The sequence below is a fragment of the Kitasatospora sp. NPDC004614 genome (genome assembly GCF_042873675.1).
In the GTDB taxonomy this organism is placed as follows: Bacteria; Actinomycetota; Actinomycetes; order Streptomycetales; family Streptomycetaceae; genus Kitasatospora.
The window spans coordinates 1-13,542 of the sequence record NZ_JBIALR010000007.1; the positions used below are offsets into that span (position 1 = coordinate 1).

The 13,542-nt window shown below is 72.7% G+C and carries 15 protein-coding genes; 8 read left to right on the top strand and 7 right to left on the bottom strand.

The features are described 5' to 3' along the window. Positions 1 to 120: 120 nt before the first annotated feature. From ACFYST_RS16985 to thrS, 4 genes are all read right to left on the bottom strand, one after another. Positions 121 to 738, bottom strand: coding sequence for a vitamin K epoxide reductase family protein (locus ACFYST_RS16985; RefSeq protein WP_387642679.1), 618 nt, complete (start codon positions 736 to 738; stop codon positions 121 to 123). 4 nt (positions 739 to 742) lie between these two features. Beyond that, on the bottom strand, positions 743 to 1,537 hold the full coding sequence (locus tag ACFYST_RS16990; RefSeq protein ID WP_387642678.1) for a DsbA family protein: 795 nt from the start codon (positions 1,535 to 1,537) through the stop codon (positions 743 to 745). Between the two features lie 174 nt (positions 1,538 to 1,711). Beyond that, the gene (locus ACFYST_RS16995) at positions 1,712 to 2,350 is read right to left on the bottom strand and encodes a hypothetical protein (protein ID WP_387642677.1); all 639 of its coding nucleotides are present in this window, start codon (positions 2,348 to 2,350) and stop codon (positions 1,712 to 1,714) included. Positions 2,351 to 2,561: 211 nt separating this feature from the next. Further along, positions 2,562 to 3,779 (bottom strand): threonine--tRNA ligase, encoded by a 1,218-nt coding sequence (gene thrS, locus ACFYST_RS17000; RefSeq protein ID WP_387863035.1) that lies wholly within the window; start codon positions 3,777 to 3,779, stop codon positions 2,562 to 2,564. A 219-nt stretch (positions 3,780 to 3,998) separates the two neighbouring features. Here thrS and ACFYST_RS17005 point away from each other — a divergent pair, with 219 nt between their 5' ends. From ACFYST_RS17005 to ACFYST_RS17020, 4 genes are all read left to right on the top strand, one after another. Further along, on the top strand, positions 3,999 to 5,486 hold the full coding sequence (locus tag ACFYST_RS17005; RefSeq protein ID WP_387863037.1) for a hypothetical protein: 1,488 nt from the start codon (positions 3,999 to 4,001) through the stop codon (positions 5,484 to 5,486). A gap of 65 nt (positions 5,487 to 5,551) precedes the next feature. Continuing rightward, positions 5,552 to 6,544, top strand: coding sequence for an NAD-dependent epimerase/dehydratase family protein (locus ACFYST_RS17010; protein ID WP_387863040.1), 993 nt, complete (start codon positions 5,552 to 5,554; stop codon positions 6,542 to 6,544). A 76-nt stretch (positions 6,545 to 6,620) separates the two neighbouring features. Beyond that, positions 6,621 to 7,997 (top strand): cytochrome P450, encoded by a 1,377-nt coding sequence (locus ACFYST_RS17015; protein ID WP_387863042.1) that lies wholly within the window; start codon positions 6,621 to 6,623, stop codon positions 7,995 to 7,997. Between the two features lie 32 nt (positions 7,998 to 8,029). Next, entirely contained in the window at positions 8,030 to 8,809 is a 780-nt protein-coding gene (locus tag ACFYST_RS17020) for an SDR family oxidoreductase (protein ID WP_387863045.1), read from the top strand. A gap of 13 nt (positions 8,810 to 8,822) precedes the next feature. On the opposite strand, the gene ACFYST_RS17025 is transcribed toward ACFYST_RS17020, so the two are convergent. The 3 genes from ACFYST_RS17025 to ACFYST_RS17035 all read right to left on the bottom strand — a co-directional run bounded on the left by ACFYST_RS17025 (position 8,823) and on the right by ACFYST_RS17035 (position 11,429). Continuing rightward, positions 8,823 to 9,515 carry a hypothetical protein gene (locus tag ACFYST_RS17025; RefSeq protein ID WP_387863047.1) on the bottom strand — a complete coding sequence of 231 codons (693 nt, stop codon included), beginning with the start codon at positions 9,513 to 9,515 and terminating at the stop codon, positions 8,823 to 8,825. A 108-nt stretch (positions 9,516 to 9,623) separates the two neighbouring features. Beyond that, a complete protein-coding gene (locus tag ACFYST_RS17030; protein WP_387863049.1) occupies positions 9,624 to 10,760 on the bottom strand; it encodes a Cmx/CmrA family chloramphenicol efflux MFS transporter in 1,137 nt (378 codons plus the stop codon). Positions 10,761 to 11,036: 276 nt separating this feature from the next. After that, the gene (locus ACFYST_RS17035) at positions 11,037 to 11,429 is read right to left on the bottom strand and encodes a DUF1992 domain-containing protein (protein WP_387863052.1); all 393 of its coding nucleotides are present in this window, start codon (positions 11,427 to 11,429) and stop codon (positions 11,037 to 11,039) included. A 137-nt stretch (positions 11,430 to 11,566) separates the two neighbouring features. Between ACFYST_RS17035 and ACFYST_RS17040 the strand changes: the two genes are divergently transcribed. The 4 genes from ACFYST_RS17040 to ACFYST_RS17055 all read left to right on the top strand — a co-directional run bounded on the left by ACFYST_RS17040 (position 11,567) and on the right by ACFYST_RS17055 (position 13,498). Further along, complete coding sequence (locus tag ACFYST_RS17040; RefSeq protein ID WP_387863055.1) at positions 11,567 to 12,328, top strand: hypothetical protein; 762 nt, start codon at positions 11,567 to 11,569, stop codon at positions 12,326 to 12,328. Beyond that, positions 12,328 to 12,666, top strand: a complete 339-nt coding sequence (locus ACFYST_RS17045; protein WP_387642667.1) for a winged helix-turn-helix domain-containing protein — start codon at positions 12,328 to 12,330, stop codon at positions 12,664 to 12,666. Before ACFYST_RS17040 ends, ACFYST_RS17045 begins: the two co-directional genes overlap by 1 nt. Positions 12,667 to 12,738: 72 nt before the next feature. Further along, entirely contained in the window at positions 12,739 to 12,915 is a 177-nt protein-coding gene (locus tag ACFYST_RS17050) for a hypothetical protein (protein WP_387863057.1), read from the top strand. Positions 12,916 to 12,973: 58 nt separating this feature from the next. Continuing rightward, positions 12,974 to 13,498: a GNAT family N-acetyltransferase gene (locus tag ACFYST_RS17055; protein WP_387863060.1), complete on the top strand. Its 525-nt coding sequence runs from the start codon at positions 12,974 to 12,976 to the stop codon at positions 13,496 to 13,498. Positions 13,499 to 13,542 lie beyond the last annotated feature (44 nt).

Sequence of the window (13,542 nt, forward strand, 5' to 3'; positions counted from 1 at the left end):
AAACGCTCGGCTGGGAAACCCCAGCCGAGCGCCTGCATAAACTCATCGCGGCCTAGACAACCGACCACGTGTTGCAACGACCCCTAGAAACCGCCCGGAGGGCCGGCCCTTTTCAGGGCCTCAGAGCAGCGTCGACCAGTAGTACCAGAAGCGGGTCAGGATGAGCAGGCCTATCAGCAGGAAGCCGGCGGCCGGGACCAGCCACTGGTGGTTGAGGGTGGCCAGGCGGCGGACGGTGGGTGGGGTGGGGAGGATGCCGGTGCGGATGTTGTGGATGGTGGTGGACCAGAAGAGGGTGATGACCACGGCCCAGACCACCATGCAGTAGGGGCACAGGGCGCCGATCTCGTACAGGGCCTGGCGGATGAGCCAGGCGACGAAGGCGAGGCCGACGAGGCTGCCGCCCTGGAGGGCGAGCCAGAACCAGCGGCGGTAGGAGGCGCCCGCGAGCAGGCCCGCGCCGATGGCGGCGAGGGCGCCGAAGGCGGCCAGGCCGAGGATCGGGTTGGGGAAGCCGAAGACTTCGGCCTGTTCGGTGCGCATGACCGAGCCGCAGCTGATGATCGGGTTGATGTTGCAGTTCGGCTGGAAGGCCGGGTTCTCGATCAGCCGGATCTTGTCCAGGGTGAGCTGCGCCGAGGCGGCCAGGCCGAGCAGTCCGCTCAGCAGGATCAGCCAGGAGAAGCGGCGGCTCGCTGCGCCCTTGATTGCTGGGGTGGTATCCCGGGCCGTGGTCATCGCGTCACCCGCCCAGGGTCTGCTTGACCAACGCGCTGAACTGCTCGCCGTTCAGCGCCTTGCCGTCCTTGCCGATCACGTCGAGGGTCTTGCCGTCGAGCTTGACGGTCGGGGTGCCGGTGACGCCGCTCTTGTTGAACGCGGCGGCGACCTTGGTGGCCCAGTTCTTGTAGGTGCCCTCGGTGACGGCCTTGGTGAAGGCCTCGGTCTTCAGGCCGGGGACCTGGCCGGCGAGGTCGAGGATGTGGTTGACGTCGCCGAAGGCGTCCGAGCTCTCGGCGGGCTGGTTGGCGTAGAGCACGTCGTGGAACTGCTTGAACTTGTCGACGCCCTCGTTCAGCGCGGCGCCGGCCGCGGCCAGCGCGGTCTTCGAGCCCTTGCCGCCGAGGTTGTTGTCGAGGAACGCGGCCATGTGGTACTCGATCTTGTACTGGCCCTGGTCGGCGAGTTCCTTCGCGGCCGGGCCGGACGAGGTCTCGAAGGCCTCGCAGACCGGGCAGCGGAAGTCCTCGTACACGGCCAGGGTGTGCGGGGCGTCCGGGTTGCCGTAGACGACCACGGTGCTGTCGGGGCCGGTGGCGTTGGCCGGGACGGCGATCGGGCCGCTCGCGGAGTCGGAGTTCTTGGAGGCGTTCACGGCGAGGGTGGTGCCGCCCGCGATCACGGCGACGGCCGCGACGACCGAGATGCCGATGGTGAGGGCGCGGCGGCGCTTGGCGCGCAGCGCCTCCGCCTGCTGGGCCTGCTTCAGGCGCTCGCGGGCCGAGACCGTCTTGGCGGACTTGTGGGTGCTGGGCATGGTGATCCGTCTCCTCTGCACCCGGCGGGCGGCGCGGCCCGGCTCCCAGGTGGTCTCACCTGGACGGGAGCAGGGGCGGGCGGCGGCCCGGCGGGGTGCGGGTCATGAAAAGTGAAGGGGCAACGGGATGCCCGGAGACGGCCGCGGAACGCGTCGTGCGAAGTGGCGGGGCCGTCAGCAGGCGAGGGCCAGCTGCGGCGGTCCGCGACGCGGGGCGGGGGTGTGGACGGCGTCCTGCGGACGGCGCGGGGCGGGCTCGACGCCGGCCGGGGGCAGCAGCTCGGCCGGGCAGGCCGGGCGGGCCGCCAGCAGCAGCGCGCGCCAGTGGCCGGGCAGCAGCCGGGCCACCGTGCGCAGGGCCTCGCCGACCCCGTCGAGGGCGGCGTCGGCCAGCCGCAGCCAGGCCGCGGCGGCCAGTGCGACCACCAGGTGCACGCCGAGCACCAGCAGGCGCAGCATGCTCGCCGAGTTGTGCGTCCACTCGGCGAACAGTTCGGAGCCGCTGACCCGGTCGCCGCCACAGACCAGCAGGTCCACGCCGTGCATGGGCCGGGAACAGGCGTCCTGGCCGAGGTTGAAGACGGTGTTGAGCAGCAGTTCGACCGGTACCAGCACCGCGGACAGCAGCAGGAAGTGGCGGCGTGCGCCGTCCAGCAGGACCGCGAGCAGGAAGACCGCGACGCAGGCGACTGCGACCAGGGTGAGCGGCAGGGCACGGCCGGTGATCACCACCTGGCCGAACGCGGCCAGCGGCACGGCGAGCGCGGTGAACACCGCGCCCCGCAGGGCTCTGGTCGCGTGAATGCCGGTCATGGCTCCGGAGTATGCCACGCCGAAGGTCCCGGGCACGAGGGCCCTTCGGCCCCGGCGATGGCCGTCCGACCTGCGGATAAGCCCTGGATAAAGGGGACTTGGGCGTGTGCTGGGGCTGCGGCCGGGACGATTGGTGCCTGGTTGGCCGGGGTGCGGCGTGGGTCTTGCCACGCTCCTGCTGTGGTCTGCGCCACACTCCCGGCCGGTCGGTTCACCAGAGATCGACGCTGTGCGCCCGCACCCTCGCGTCGATCTGTGCCAGCAGCTCCTCGGCGGGCAGTGGGTCGAGCCGGCGGCCGTCGCGCAGCCGCACCGCGAGGGTGCCGTCGCCGACCTCGAGCGGACCGAGCACCACCTGGTACGGCGCGAGCCGGGCCTCCCGGACCCGGGCGCCCAGTGAACCGCGGTCCGCACCCAGCACCTCGGCCCGCAGATCGAGCTCCAGACAGCGGGCGGCCAGCTCGCGCGCCGCACCCTCCTGCTCCTCGCCGAGCGGCAGCACCGCCAGCTGCACCGGCGCCAGCCACGCCGGGAACGCCCCGCCGTGCTGTTCGATCAGCTGCGCCGCCGCCCGCTCCACACTGCCGAGGATCGCCCGGTGCACCATCACCGGCCGGTGCTTCGCCCCGTCCGGGCCGATGTAGTGCAGGTCGAACTGCTCGGGCTGATGGAAGTCGACCTGCACGGTGGACAGGGTCGACTCGCGGCCCGCACCGTCCACCACCTGCACGTCGATCTTCGGCCCGTAGAACGCGGCCTCGCCGACGCCCTCCTCGTACGGCACACCGAGCTCGTCCAGCACCCCCACCAGCAGCGCGGTCGCCCGCTCCCACAACTCCGGCCGGGCCACGTACTTCCCGCCGCCCCCCGGCAGCGACAGCCGGTAACGGGACGCGGTGATGCCCATCGCCCGGTACGCCACCGCGATCAGCTCCAGTGCGCCGCGCGCCTCCTCCGCGACCTGGTCCAGGGTGCAGAAGATGTGCCCGTCGTTCAGCTGGATCGCCCGCACCCTGGTCAGCCCGCCCAGCACCCCCGACCGCTCCGAGCGGTACATGCCGCCCAACTCGGCTATGCGTAGTGGTAGTTCACGGTAGCTACGGGAACGGGAACGGAACATCACGGCGTGGTGCGGGCAGAGGCTGGGGCGGAGGACGAGCTGGTCGTCGCCGTCGCCCATGGACATCGGTGGGAACATGTCGTCCCGGTAGTGCACCCAGTGCCCCGAACGCTCGTACAGCTCACGCTTGCCCAGCACCGGCGAATACACGTGCCGGTAGCCCGCGCGCCGCTCCAGGACGCGGATGAAATCCTCCAGGCTCTGCCGCACCACGGCGCCGTCCGGCAGCCAGAACGGCAGACCCGAACCGATCAGCGGATCGGTGTCGAACAGGTCCAGCTCGCGGCCCAGTTTGCGATGGTCGAACACGGCGGTCTCCTCACCGGAAGGGGGACGAGCCGCCACGGCCGCACATGCGAAAGCCCCGGGCGCTCGGCCCCGGGGCTTGATCAGAACAGCAGTCAGCGCGCCGGGACACTCTCCGGCGTCGTCGTCAGCATCGCAGCGCGCTTCATGGCCGGAACGGTAGCAGGACGGGCTGTGGGACGCACGGCGTTTGGGCGCCAACGGGCGTGCCAGGATGGGCCGGTGATCGACAACGAGCCCCTGCTGCGCGGCATCGCCGCCAACCCCGGCGCGCCCACCGCCGTCCTGCTGCGCCTGCTCGCGCCCGAGGCCAAGGCCGCGTGGCCGGTGTTCGCGCAGCGCCGGCTGGCGGACGAGTTCGTCGAGGCGGCGCTGCGCAGCCCCGACGCGGGCGTGCGGAGGGCGACCGCCGGGAACCCGTGGCTCAGCGACGAGCAGTGCCTGAGGCTGGCGGGCGACCCGAACGACCTGGTGGCGGTCAGGCTCTTCTCCGGCAAGTACGCCGAACGGCGACCCCGCCCGCTGTCCGACGCGGTGCTCGAACGGATCCACCTCGCCACCTTCGAGCGGACCGCGCCGCACCTCACCCTCAACGAGATCGTCGGCGAACTGGACCGCTGCGGCGCCATCACCGCCACCTTCCGCCGCCGGACGGCCACCCACCCGTCACCCCAACTGCGCCTCCAGGCAAGCTACTTCCTCGACGCGCTCGACGAAGAGCAGCGCGCGGCCCTGCTGGACGACCCCGATCCGGAGGTCCGCGCCGCCGCCCGGCGCTACCACGCCCCCATGGCGCTGACCGCCGAGGACCTCGCCCACGCCGGCGCCGACCGCAACCGCGCCTACTGGTACGCCACCCGCCTCGTCCCGCCCGAGCTGTTCGAAGCCGGCCTCGCCGACGGCTACGCCTACAACCTCGCCGGAAATCCGCACCTCACCCCCGAAGAGATCCACCGCCTGGCCGCCCACCCCGACCCGCACGTGCGCCACCGCGTCGCCGAACGCGACGACCTCACCCCCGAGTTGATCGCCCTGCTCGCTGCCGACCCAGACTCGGACGTCCGCCTGCGCGCCGAGGTCGAACCCGCCCCGCGCAGGCGCGCCGAGACCCTGGCCGTCAACGGGGTCGACTACTCCTACCCGAGCGCCAATCGCTGGATTTTCCGTAACTCCCTCGACCGTCCCGCCCTCGACTGGTACCACGCCTGCGCCCGCTCCCCGCATCCGCTGCTGCGCCGCGCCGCCGCCACCTGCCCCGAACTCGACGCCCCGACGGTCGAGTTGCTCGCCGCCGACCCCGACCCCGAGGTGCGTCAGCTGCTCGCCCTGTGCCACCCCGATGCTCCGCCGGCCCTGCTGCTGGAGACCTATCTCGCCGTCCCCGAACACCGCCTCCGGCTGCGCCTGCGGGACACGTTTCCGAGCCGGGGCGTGCTCGCCGAACTCGCCCGGCACGACGATCCCGAGGTGCGCGAACTCGCCGCCGCTGACCCGGAGTTCGACGGCGACCTGGCCGCGCTGCTGGCCGACCCCGACCCGAGCGTCCGCCGCGCCGCCGCCGCGAACCCCCGCACGCCGGCCGGCACCGTTGCCGCGCTGCTCGCCGATCCGGACGCCGCGCCCGAGTTGCGGGAAGGGGCCGCTGCCAGTGCCCATCTGACGGAGCGTCAGATAAGCGAACTGCTGGACCGGTTGGAAATTCCTCGCTGACGGGGTGAGCGCGGTGCTATTCGTGTGAGTGCCAATGACGCGTCACCGAAAGGGTGTTGTTCACCATGCAGAACACTTCCGCCGACCGGCTCAGCCTGCTCGTGCTGGGTGGCACGCGGTTCGTGGGCCGGGCCGTGGTCGAGGCCGCGCTGGCCGCAGGCCACCAGGTCACGATGTTCAACCGCGGTCTCAGTGACCCCGGGCTGTTCGCCGAGGCGGGCGTCGAGACGCTGATCGGCGACCGCACCGCGGACCTGTCCGCGCTGGAGGGGCGCCGCTGGGACGCCGTGATCGACGTCGCGGGGTATCTGCCCGAGGTGGTGCAGCGTTCGGTCACCGCCCTCGGGGATCGCGTCGGCCGGTACGTCTTCGTCTCGACGATCTCGGTGCTCGCCGACCTGTCCACCGTGCAGGACGAGGACGGCGAGGTGCTGGAACTCGTCGAGGGCCTGCCGCCGATCCAGCTGTACGGCGCCAACAAGGCCGCCTGCGAGCGGATCGTGCTGGACGCGTACGGCGAGCGCGCGAGCATCGTCCGGCCCGGGCTGATCGTCGGCCCGTACGACACGACCGACCGGTTCGCGTACTGGCCGCGGCGGTTCCGGCGCGGCGGCCGGGTGCTGCTGCCCGGCGACCCGGCCGACCCGACCCAGTTCATCGACGTCCGCGACCTCGCGGCGTGGATCCTCGGCTGCGCCACCGGGCAGCGCGGCGGAATCCACCTGGTCACCGGCCGCAGCATGCCCATCGGCGAGTTCTTCACCGCCTGCCAGGCTGTGGCGGGCTCCGACGTGGAGACGGTCTGGATCGGCACCGAGACCCTGCTGAAGGCCGGCGTCGCGCCGTGGATGGGCGTCCCGCTGTGGAACGGCGACCCGGACTACGCGGCGGCCAACCGGTCCGACATCTCCCGTGCGCTGGCTGCCGGGCTGACGTTCCGCCCGCTGGCCGAGACCCTCGCCGACACCCTGGCCTGGGACACCGCCCGCGGCGGACCGGCCCCCGACAAGGAGGGCCTCAGCGCGGCGGAGGAGGAACGGCTGCTGAACGCCGGATGATTGCGGACCGGCGCGCGGCGCCCACGCTCCGTTAGGGTGGTTGCTCGACCGGGCGGGCCAGCAGGGGAGAGACGTGATGGTGACGGCAGCGGACAGCACCCTTCCGGAGCTCGACGCCGAGGAACTCGTCCGCTGGCGGGCCGGCGGCGGGCAGCTGGTCGACCTGCTGACGGCCGCTCAACGGCTCGGCCCCGTCGCCGGGTTCAGGATCGGCGACCGGCAGGTGGTGCTGGTCACCGGGCCCGAGGAGGTCCAGCACGTGCTGGCCCGCAACCCCGACACGTACGTCAAGCACGGGCACCGCGCGAAGGTGCTGCTCGGCGACGGCCTGCTGTGCGCCGCCGGCGAGCCGTGGCGGCGCCAACGCAAGCTGCTGCAACCGCAGTTCACCGTCCGCGGCATCCGCACCTACGAGCCGCAGTTGCGCGCTGCGGTGGCGGCGCTCGCCGACCGGTGGCGGGCCGCCGCCGACAGCGGCGAGGCGCGCGAACTCGACGCCGACCTGCGGTACTTCTCGCTCGACGTGATCTGGCGCTCGCTCACCGCGCAGGCGCTGGACGAACCCACCTACCGGCAACTGGTCGCCGCCGGGGACAGCCTCGCCGCGATCCCCGCGTTCGCCCCCGCCACCGGCGAGACCGCCGCCGACTTCAGCCAGGCCGTCGCCGACGCCGACCGGGCCGCCGAGCACGCCATCGCGCTCGCCCGGAAGGCCGACGAACCCACCCTGATCGCCGTGCTGCTCGGTGCCGCCGCCGAACTGCCCGGCTACGACGAGCAGTTGGTGCGCGACGAACTGCTCACCCTGATGGTGGCCGGCTACGAGACCACCGCCACCACCCTCGGCTGGCTGTTCCTGCTGCTCGACACCCACCCCGAGCAGCGCGACTGGGCGCTGTCCGCCGGCCCGGCCGGTTCCGCGGAACGGGCGGCCGCGATCCGGGCGCTGATCGACGAGACGCTGCGGCTGTACCCCGTCGCCTGGCTGATGCCCCGGCACGCCGCCGAGACCGGCACCGTCGGCGGCCGGACCGTCCCCGCCGGCGCGACCGTCCTGCTGTGCCCCTACCTGACGCACCGCGACCCGGCGCTGTGGCCCGACCCGGAGACGTTCCGGCCGCAGCGCTTCCTGGCCGCCGAACAGCGCCCCGCGCCCGGCACGTACTTCCCGTTCGGACTGGGGCCGCGCGCCTGCATCGGCGCGCAGTTCGCGGTGCGGGAGATGACGCTGCTGCTGGAGGAACTGCTGCCCGCCGTCCGGCCGGAGATCCGCGAGCGGCCCGGTGGGGCCGGGTACCGGCTGACCGTCCACCCGGACGGGCCGATCCGGGCGGTGCTGCGCCGGGATGCGGGGGACTGGGCGGTGGGGGACCCGGCTGCGGGGGATCGGGCTGCGGGGGACCGGAATGCGGGGGGCCGGGCTGCGGGGGACCGGGACGAAAACCGTTTGTGAGCGGGGCAGCGGGTTCGTCAGGATCGGCGCTGATGAAGACTGATTCGGATACCCCGTCCCGTCCCGTCGCGCTGGTGACGGGAGTCGGCCGGACGGTCGGCATCGGCGCCGCCGTGGCCGAGCAACTCGCCGCCTCCGGCTGGGACATCGCGCACACCCACTGGACGCCGTACGACACCCGGATGCCCTGGGGTGTGGAGAAGGACGCCGTCGAGGCCGTCGGCGCGGCGATCCGCGCGCACGGCGCCCGGCAGCTCGCGGTGCCCGCCGACCTCACCGACCCCGGGACGCCCGCCCGGCTGTTCGACCAGGTGGAGGCCGAACTCGGCCCCGTCACCGCGCTGGTGATGAGCCACGCCGAATCCGTCGACTCCGGGCTGCTCGACACCAGCGTGGAGAGCTTCGACCGGCACTTCGCCGTCAACACGCGGGCGAGCTGGCTGCTGATCCGCGAGTTCGGGCGGCGCTTCACCGGCCCGTTCGGCACCGGCCGGATCGTCGCCCTCACCAGCGACCACACCGTCGGCAACCTCCCCTACGGCGCCAGCAAGGGCGCACTCGACCGGATCACGCTGGCCGCCGCCCACGAACTCGCCCACCTCGGCATCACCGCCAACGCCGTCAACCCCGGCCCCACCGACACCGGTTGGATGAACGACACCCTCCGCGCCGACGTCCTCGCCCGCACGCCGTTGGCCCGACTCGGTACGCCGCAGGACGCGGCCCGGCTGATCGACTTCCTCTGCTCGCCGTCCGGGCAGTGGATCAACGGTCAACTGCTGCAGAGCGACGGGGGATTTCGAGGGGTGTGACGGTGGGCGGTGTTCAGGCCTTCCGCTCGGAGCGTTCGCGCAACTCGCGGGTGCGGGCGGCGAGTTCGGCCAGGGAGAGGCCGGCGGTGCCGTCCGTCAGGCTGCCCAGGGAGGAGCCGTCCGCCCAGGCGCAGACCGGGAGTTCGCGCTTGTCGTCCCAGACCGCCGCGCAGGCGATCGCGCCGCCGAGCGGGCCGGGCTCGAACATGCGCAGGCCCGTGACGGCCGTGCTGTCGCGGAGGGCGGTGGTGTCGGTGTGGGAGTAGCCGCGGAGCATCCAGGCGGCCGCCTGGTCGGAGTCCGGCACCGAACCGCTCATCACCACCGCCAGCAACTCCGCCTGCGCGAAGCCGGTCGCCCCCGGCGGCCCGTACGCCACCACCTGGATGCTGCGGGGCACGAAGCGCTTGGCGTCGTCCGACTCGTACGCGGCCCGCAGCTGAGCCAGGTCCCGATCCTCCGTCACCCGTGACAGGCCCGCGAACTCGGCCGGCAGCGCGACCTTGCGCCGCTCCACCCCCGAGTCCATCGCCCCGGCGGCCAGTACGGCGAGCGCGAGAGCTGCCGCCGCCCCCACGCCGACGTCGAACTGCTTTGCCGTCAGCTGCCGGTACCACGGCACCGGCGGCTGCGGCTCCTCGTCCGCCGCCCAGAGTGCCCGCGGGCTGTCGCACCCCGACTGCGGATGCTGCACGGTACCGGTCACTGGCTCCCCCGACTGAACTGAAATCAGATCGTCCGATCGAACGATGGCGAGCACTTTACAAGCACGCTGACCAGGGGCGACGCGGGGGCTGGGAGCGTTGGTGGCTGGTCAGGTGTTGGCACGGGCCGGGGCGTGGTTGCGGAGCGTCGGAGTGAGCAGGAGGGCGGCCGCGGTGAGGGCTGCGGCGGTGTACAGCGGGCCGGTCGGAGTGCGGAGAGTGGCGGCGGCGAGGAGAGGGCCGGCGGTGGCGCCGAGGTTGAGGGCGGCCGTCGCGTAGGCCCCGGCCATGGTGGGTGCGCCGGTGGCGGTGGCCAGGGCACAGGTGATCAAGGTGCCGCCGACGGCGAAGGAGAGCGCGCCGAGCACGGGCACGAGGACCGGCAGTGCGGTCGGGAAAGCGGCCAACGCCGCCCAGCCGAGCGGCAGTAGCGGGCCCGCCACCGCGAGCAGTCGCATCGGATGCCGGTCGGCGAGCCGCCCCGCGACGGTCACGCCCAGGACCGTGCCGAGACCGAACAGCACCAGCACCACCGGCACCCAGTGCCGCCCGAACCCGGCCGGGCCGGTCACCACCGGGGCGAGGAAGGTGAACGCCGCGAACGTCCCGGCGTTCACCAGCGCGCCCAGCAGCAGCACCCGAAGGAGCCGGGGGCGGGCGAGCTCGGCGAGTTCCGCGCGCAGGGCCGAACGCCCGGATCCGCCTCCGCCCGGGACGCCCCGCAGCACCCCGACAGCGGCCGGCCCGCAGAGCACCGCCACCGCCCAGAACGAGGCACGCCAGCCCAGCAGTTGACCGAGCAGCGCGCCCGCAGGGACCCCGACCACGGTGGCCACCGTCGTCCCCGACAGCAGCACACCCACCGCCCGCCCCCGCCGCTCGGGCCCGACCAGGTCGGCCGCCGCCGTCACCGCCAGAGCGAGGAACCCGGCGTTCGCGAACGCCGCCACCACCCGGCTGACACACAGCACCGGGAACGATGCGGCCGTGGCGCCGAGGACGTGGGCCGCCGCGAACAGCACGAGGAAGGTGAACAGCCCGGCCCGGCGCGGCCAGCGGCGGGCCAGCGCCGCCATCGGCGGGGCGCCCGCGACCATGCCGACCGCGAACGCCGAGGTCAACAGGCCGGCCGTGCCGACCGGGACGCCGAGCTCGGCGGCGAGATCCGGCAGCAGGCCGGACAGCATGAACTCCGAGGTACCCATGGCGAACACGGCCAGGGCGAGCAGGTACAGGGCAAGAGGCATCGCGCGGAACTCCGGGGTGAGGAGCGGAAACGGACAGCCGTCTCGTCACCAGGAGTCCAGGAACTGTGGTCGCGCTCCAGCGCCGCGCGGCCCCTCGGCGGGGCAGGCGCGGGCCAGCAGGGCGGACTCAGGTGCTCAGGGGCCGACGGCGGGGCCGAAGACCCCCACCTCGTCCGACTCGGGGCTCACCACGCCGCGCACACTACCGAACGCCGACCGTGCGGTCATCTTCGGCCGCCAACGTGCGTCAGTGGTAACGGGTTTCCGGCTCCCGGTTCAGGTGTGGCGCCAGTTGGAGACCTCGGCCTCGATGTCCACCGGCGCGACGCCGAGCGGTGGGCCTTCGACGGGGCGGCGGAGGGCTGCGTCGATACGGGAGTTGAGCTCGGAGAGACGCTTGCGCAGCAGCGCCTCGGTGGGTGCGAGGCGGGCGGCGTCGAGTGCCTCGTGCAGCTCGTTGCGCAGGACGAGAGACGGGGGCAGAGAACTCAGGCCCTCGCGTTCCAGCTTCTCCCGGAGCCACCACATCTCGTGGTACGGCCGGTTCTCGTGGGCGAGCGGTTTGCCCGCGCCCGGCAGGTTGTCGAACTCGCCGCGCTCGGTGGCCTCCCGGATCTGCCGATCGACCCAGCTCTCGAAGGTGACGCCAGGGGGCTTGCGGTCGGTCATGGCCGGCTCCTTCCGTTCTTCCGTGTGCGGACGGCTGCACCCACCAGCCTACGTCCTCGCCCAACTCGGCGACTGGGGGCGGGAAATGATGCGCACGGTCTCTTGTCGCAACTGGTTTGTCATGCAAACCTGATGGCATGACAGATGCAACGGTGCCCTCGAACGGCACACCGCACGAAGTCCTCGCCGGCCTGGGCGAGTTGACCCGCAAGGTGCGTGCCGCCCAGCGCGGCACCTGGTTCCCGCTGCTACTGCTCGGCGGGCTCACGTTCGGCGGGATCCTGGTCAGCCGCCTCACCTACCAGATCCTGTCCGTCCCCTGCCCCGAACCCGCCGCGGGCGCCGACTGCACCCTCGTCCGGCAGGGCTCGCCGCTCTACTGGCCGATCGGCCTCGCCCTCGCCTACCTCGCAACCGCGATCTTCTACGTCCGCCGCGCCCGTCGCCGGGGCGTCGGCACGGCCGTCCGGCCCTACGTCCTCACCGGACTCGCGCTGCTCGCCGTGGTGGCCGCCACCTCGCTCTGGATCACCCGGAACGGGATACCGCAGCCCGGCGCGCCGCTCGACTTCTGGGGCCTGCACCTCGCCCCCTCGTCCCCGGCGGCCAGGTTCCTCTCCCGGCTGACGGGCGACGCCCTGGCCGTCGGGCTGCCGCTGCTGGTGCTGGCCCGGGTGGAACGCAGCCGCACCCTGCTGCTGCTCGCCGCGCTGTACCTGGCCGTCGAGCTGGTACCGCTCACGCCCGGCTGGGCGGGCATCCCGATGACCTCGCCCTGGGCCTTCCTGCCGCAGTACGCCGTCCCCGGCGCGCTCCTGCTGCTCGGCGCGGTCGGTTTTGCGCTGGCGGAGCGGTCCGGGGGGCGGTTCGGTGGGCGTTCCGATGGGCGCGCCGCGTGATGACCGAACAGCCAGAACAGCACCCCGCGATCGGCCTGGACGACGTCGTCCATCAACGCGTCCGCCTGGGCATCCTGACCGTCGCCCACCAGGCGCGCCGGGTCGAATTCGGCTTCCTGCGCACGGCACTCGGCCTCACCGCCGGCAACCTCAGCCAGCATCTGACGGTGCTGGAGAAGGCCGGACTGATCGCCATCGAGAAGGGCTACGAGGGCCGCCGCGCCCGCACCTGGCTCACCCTCACTCCCGCCGGTGACCGGGCGCTGCAGGACGAGGTTGCCCAGCTCAAGCGGCTTATCCAGCAGATCGAGAGCGGCAGTTCGGGATCGGCGTCCTGATTTCCGCTCGGGCGGTGGGCAGTTGGCGGACGGCGCGGCTGCGTGGTGTTCGTTCGGTTGCCGGACGGGCCGATGGTGGATGCGAACACCCGCCACCACCTTGGTACGGCGGTTGTCGCGGTCACCTACGAACTCCAGAACCCCGATGACAGCTGGGACCAGCCCGCCGTGGTGTCCCTCGCCCGGATGTTCGTCGCCCGGGTCCAACAGGCCGAACAGGGCCGGACCCCCGACGCCTCCGTCCGCTAGCGCTTCCGTCGCGCGTAGGCTGCCGTCCCGTCCGACCTTCTGCGACGAGGACTCAACCATGAGCAGCCGCAGCACCGTTCGCCTGATCGAGACCGCCGACGCCGCAGCGATAGCCGCGCACCGCGCGCGGGACGTCGAAGCCTTCCGGCGGTGGGAACCGGCCCAACCCGCCACGTTCTTCACCCCGGAGGGCCAGGCCGAGCGGATCGACCGACTGCTGACCGCCCACCGCGCCGGGACGGTCTGGCCGGGCGTGGTGCTCGCCGACGGCGAGGTGATCGGGCAGGTCACCGTCAGTGGCATCCTTCCGCAGCCGCACCTGCGCCGCGCCTCCCTCGGCTACTGGATCGCCACCACCGCCCAGAACCAGGGCTACGCCGGCCGCGCCGTCGGCCTGGCGCTGAAGGTGATGGCGGACGAACTCGGGCTGCACCGGGTCGAGGCGTCCACCAATCTGGACAACCTGGCGTCCCAACACGTGCTGCGCCGCAACGGGTTCAGCTCGTACGGCGTCGCGCATTCGTCGATTCTGCTCAACGGGCGGTGGCACGACTCGCTGCTGTGGGAGCGGATCCTCGAGTGACAGGCGTCCTCGACATTCTCGCGCGGGTTCAGGAGTAGTTGACG

What these genes read in the sequence shown, in the direction of transcription:
- ACFYST_RS17045 (WP_387642667.1), top strand. Translation starts at nt 12,328, where the DNA reads ATGACCGAACAGCCAGAACAGCACCCCGCGATCGGCCTGGACGACGTC.
- ACFYST_RS17010 (WP_387863040.1), top strand. Translation starts at nt 5,552, where the DNA reads ATGCAGAACACTTCCGCCGACCGGCTCAGCCTGCTCGTGCTGGGTGGC.
- ACFYST_RS17030 (WP_387863049.1), bottom strand. Translation starts at nt 10,760, where the DNA reads ATGCCTCTTGCCCTGTACCTGCTCGCCCTGGCCGTGTTCGCCATGGGT.
- ACFYST_RS17020 (WP_387863045.1), top strand. Translation starts at nt 8,030, where the DNA reads ATGAAGACTGATTCGGATACCCCGTCCCGTCCCGTCGCGCTGGTGACG.
- ACFYST_RS17055 (WP_387863060.1), top strand. Translation starts at nt 12,974, where the DNA reads ATGAGCAGCCGCAGCACCGTTCGCCTGATCGAGACCGCCGACGCCGCA.
- ACFYST_RS17040 (WP_387863055.1), top strand. Translation starts at nt 11,567, where the DNA reads ATGACAGATGCAACGGTGCCCTCGAACGGCACACCGCACGAAGTCCTC.
- ACFYST_RS16985 (WP_387642679.1), bottom strand. Translation starts at nt 738, where the DNA reads ATGACCACGGCCCGGGATACCACCCCAGCAATCAAGGGCGCAGCGAGC.
- ACFYST_RS17035 (WP_387863052.1), bottom strand. Translation starts at nt 11,429, where the DNA reads ATGACCGACCGCAAGCCCCCTGGCGTCACCTTCGAGAGCTGGGTCGAT.
- ACFYST_RS16990 (WP_387642678.1), bottom strand. Translation starts at nt 1,537, where the DNA reads ATGCCCAGCACCCACAAGTCCGCCAAGACGGTCTCGGCCCGCGAGCGC.
- ACFYST_RS16995 (WP_387642677.1), bottom strand. Translation starts at nt 2,350, where the DNA reads ATGACCGGCATTCACGCGACCAGAGCCCTGCGGGGCGCGGTGTTCACC.
- ACFYST_RS17050 (WP_387863057.1), top strand. Translation starts at nt 12,739, where the DNA reads ATGGTGGATGCGAACACCCGCCACCACCTTGGTACGGCGGTTGTCGCG.
- ACFYST_RS17015 (WP_387863042.1), top strand. Translation starts at nt 6,621, where the DNA reads ATGGTGACGGCAGCGGACAGCACCCTTCCGGAGCTCGACGCCGAGGAA.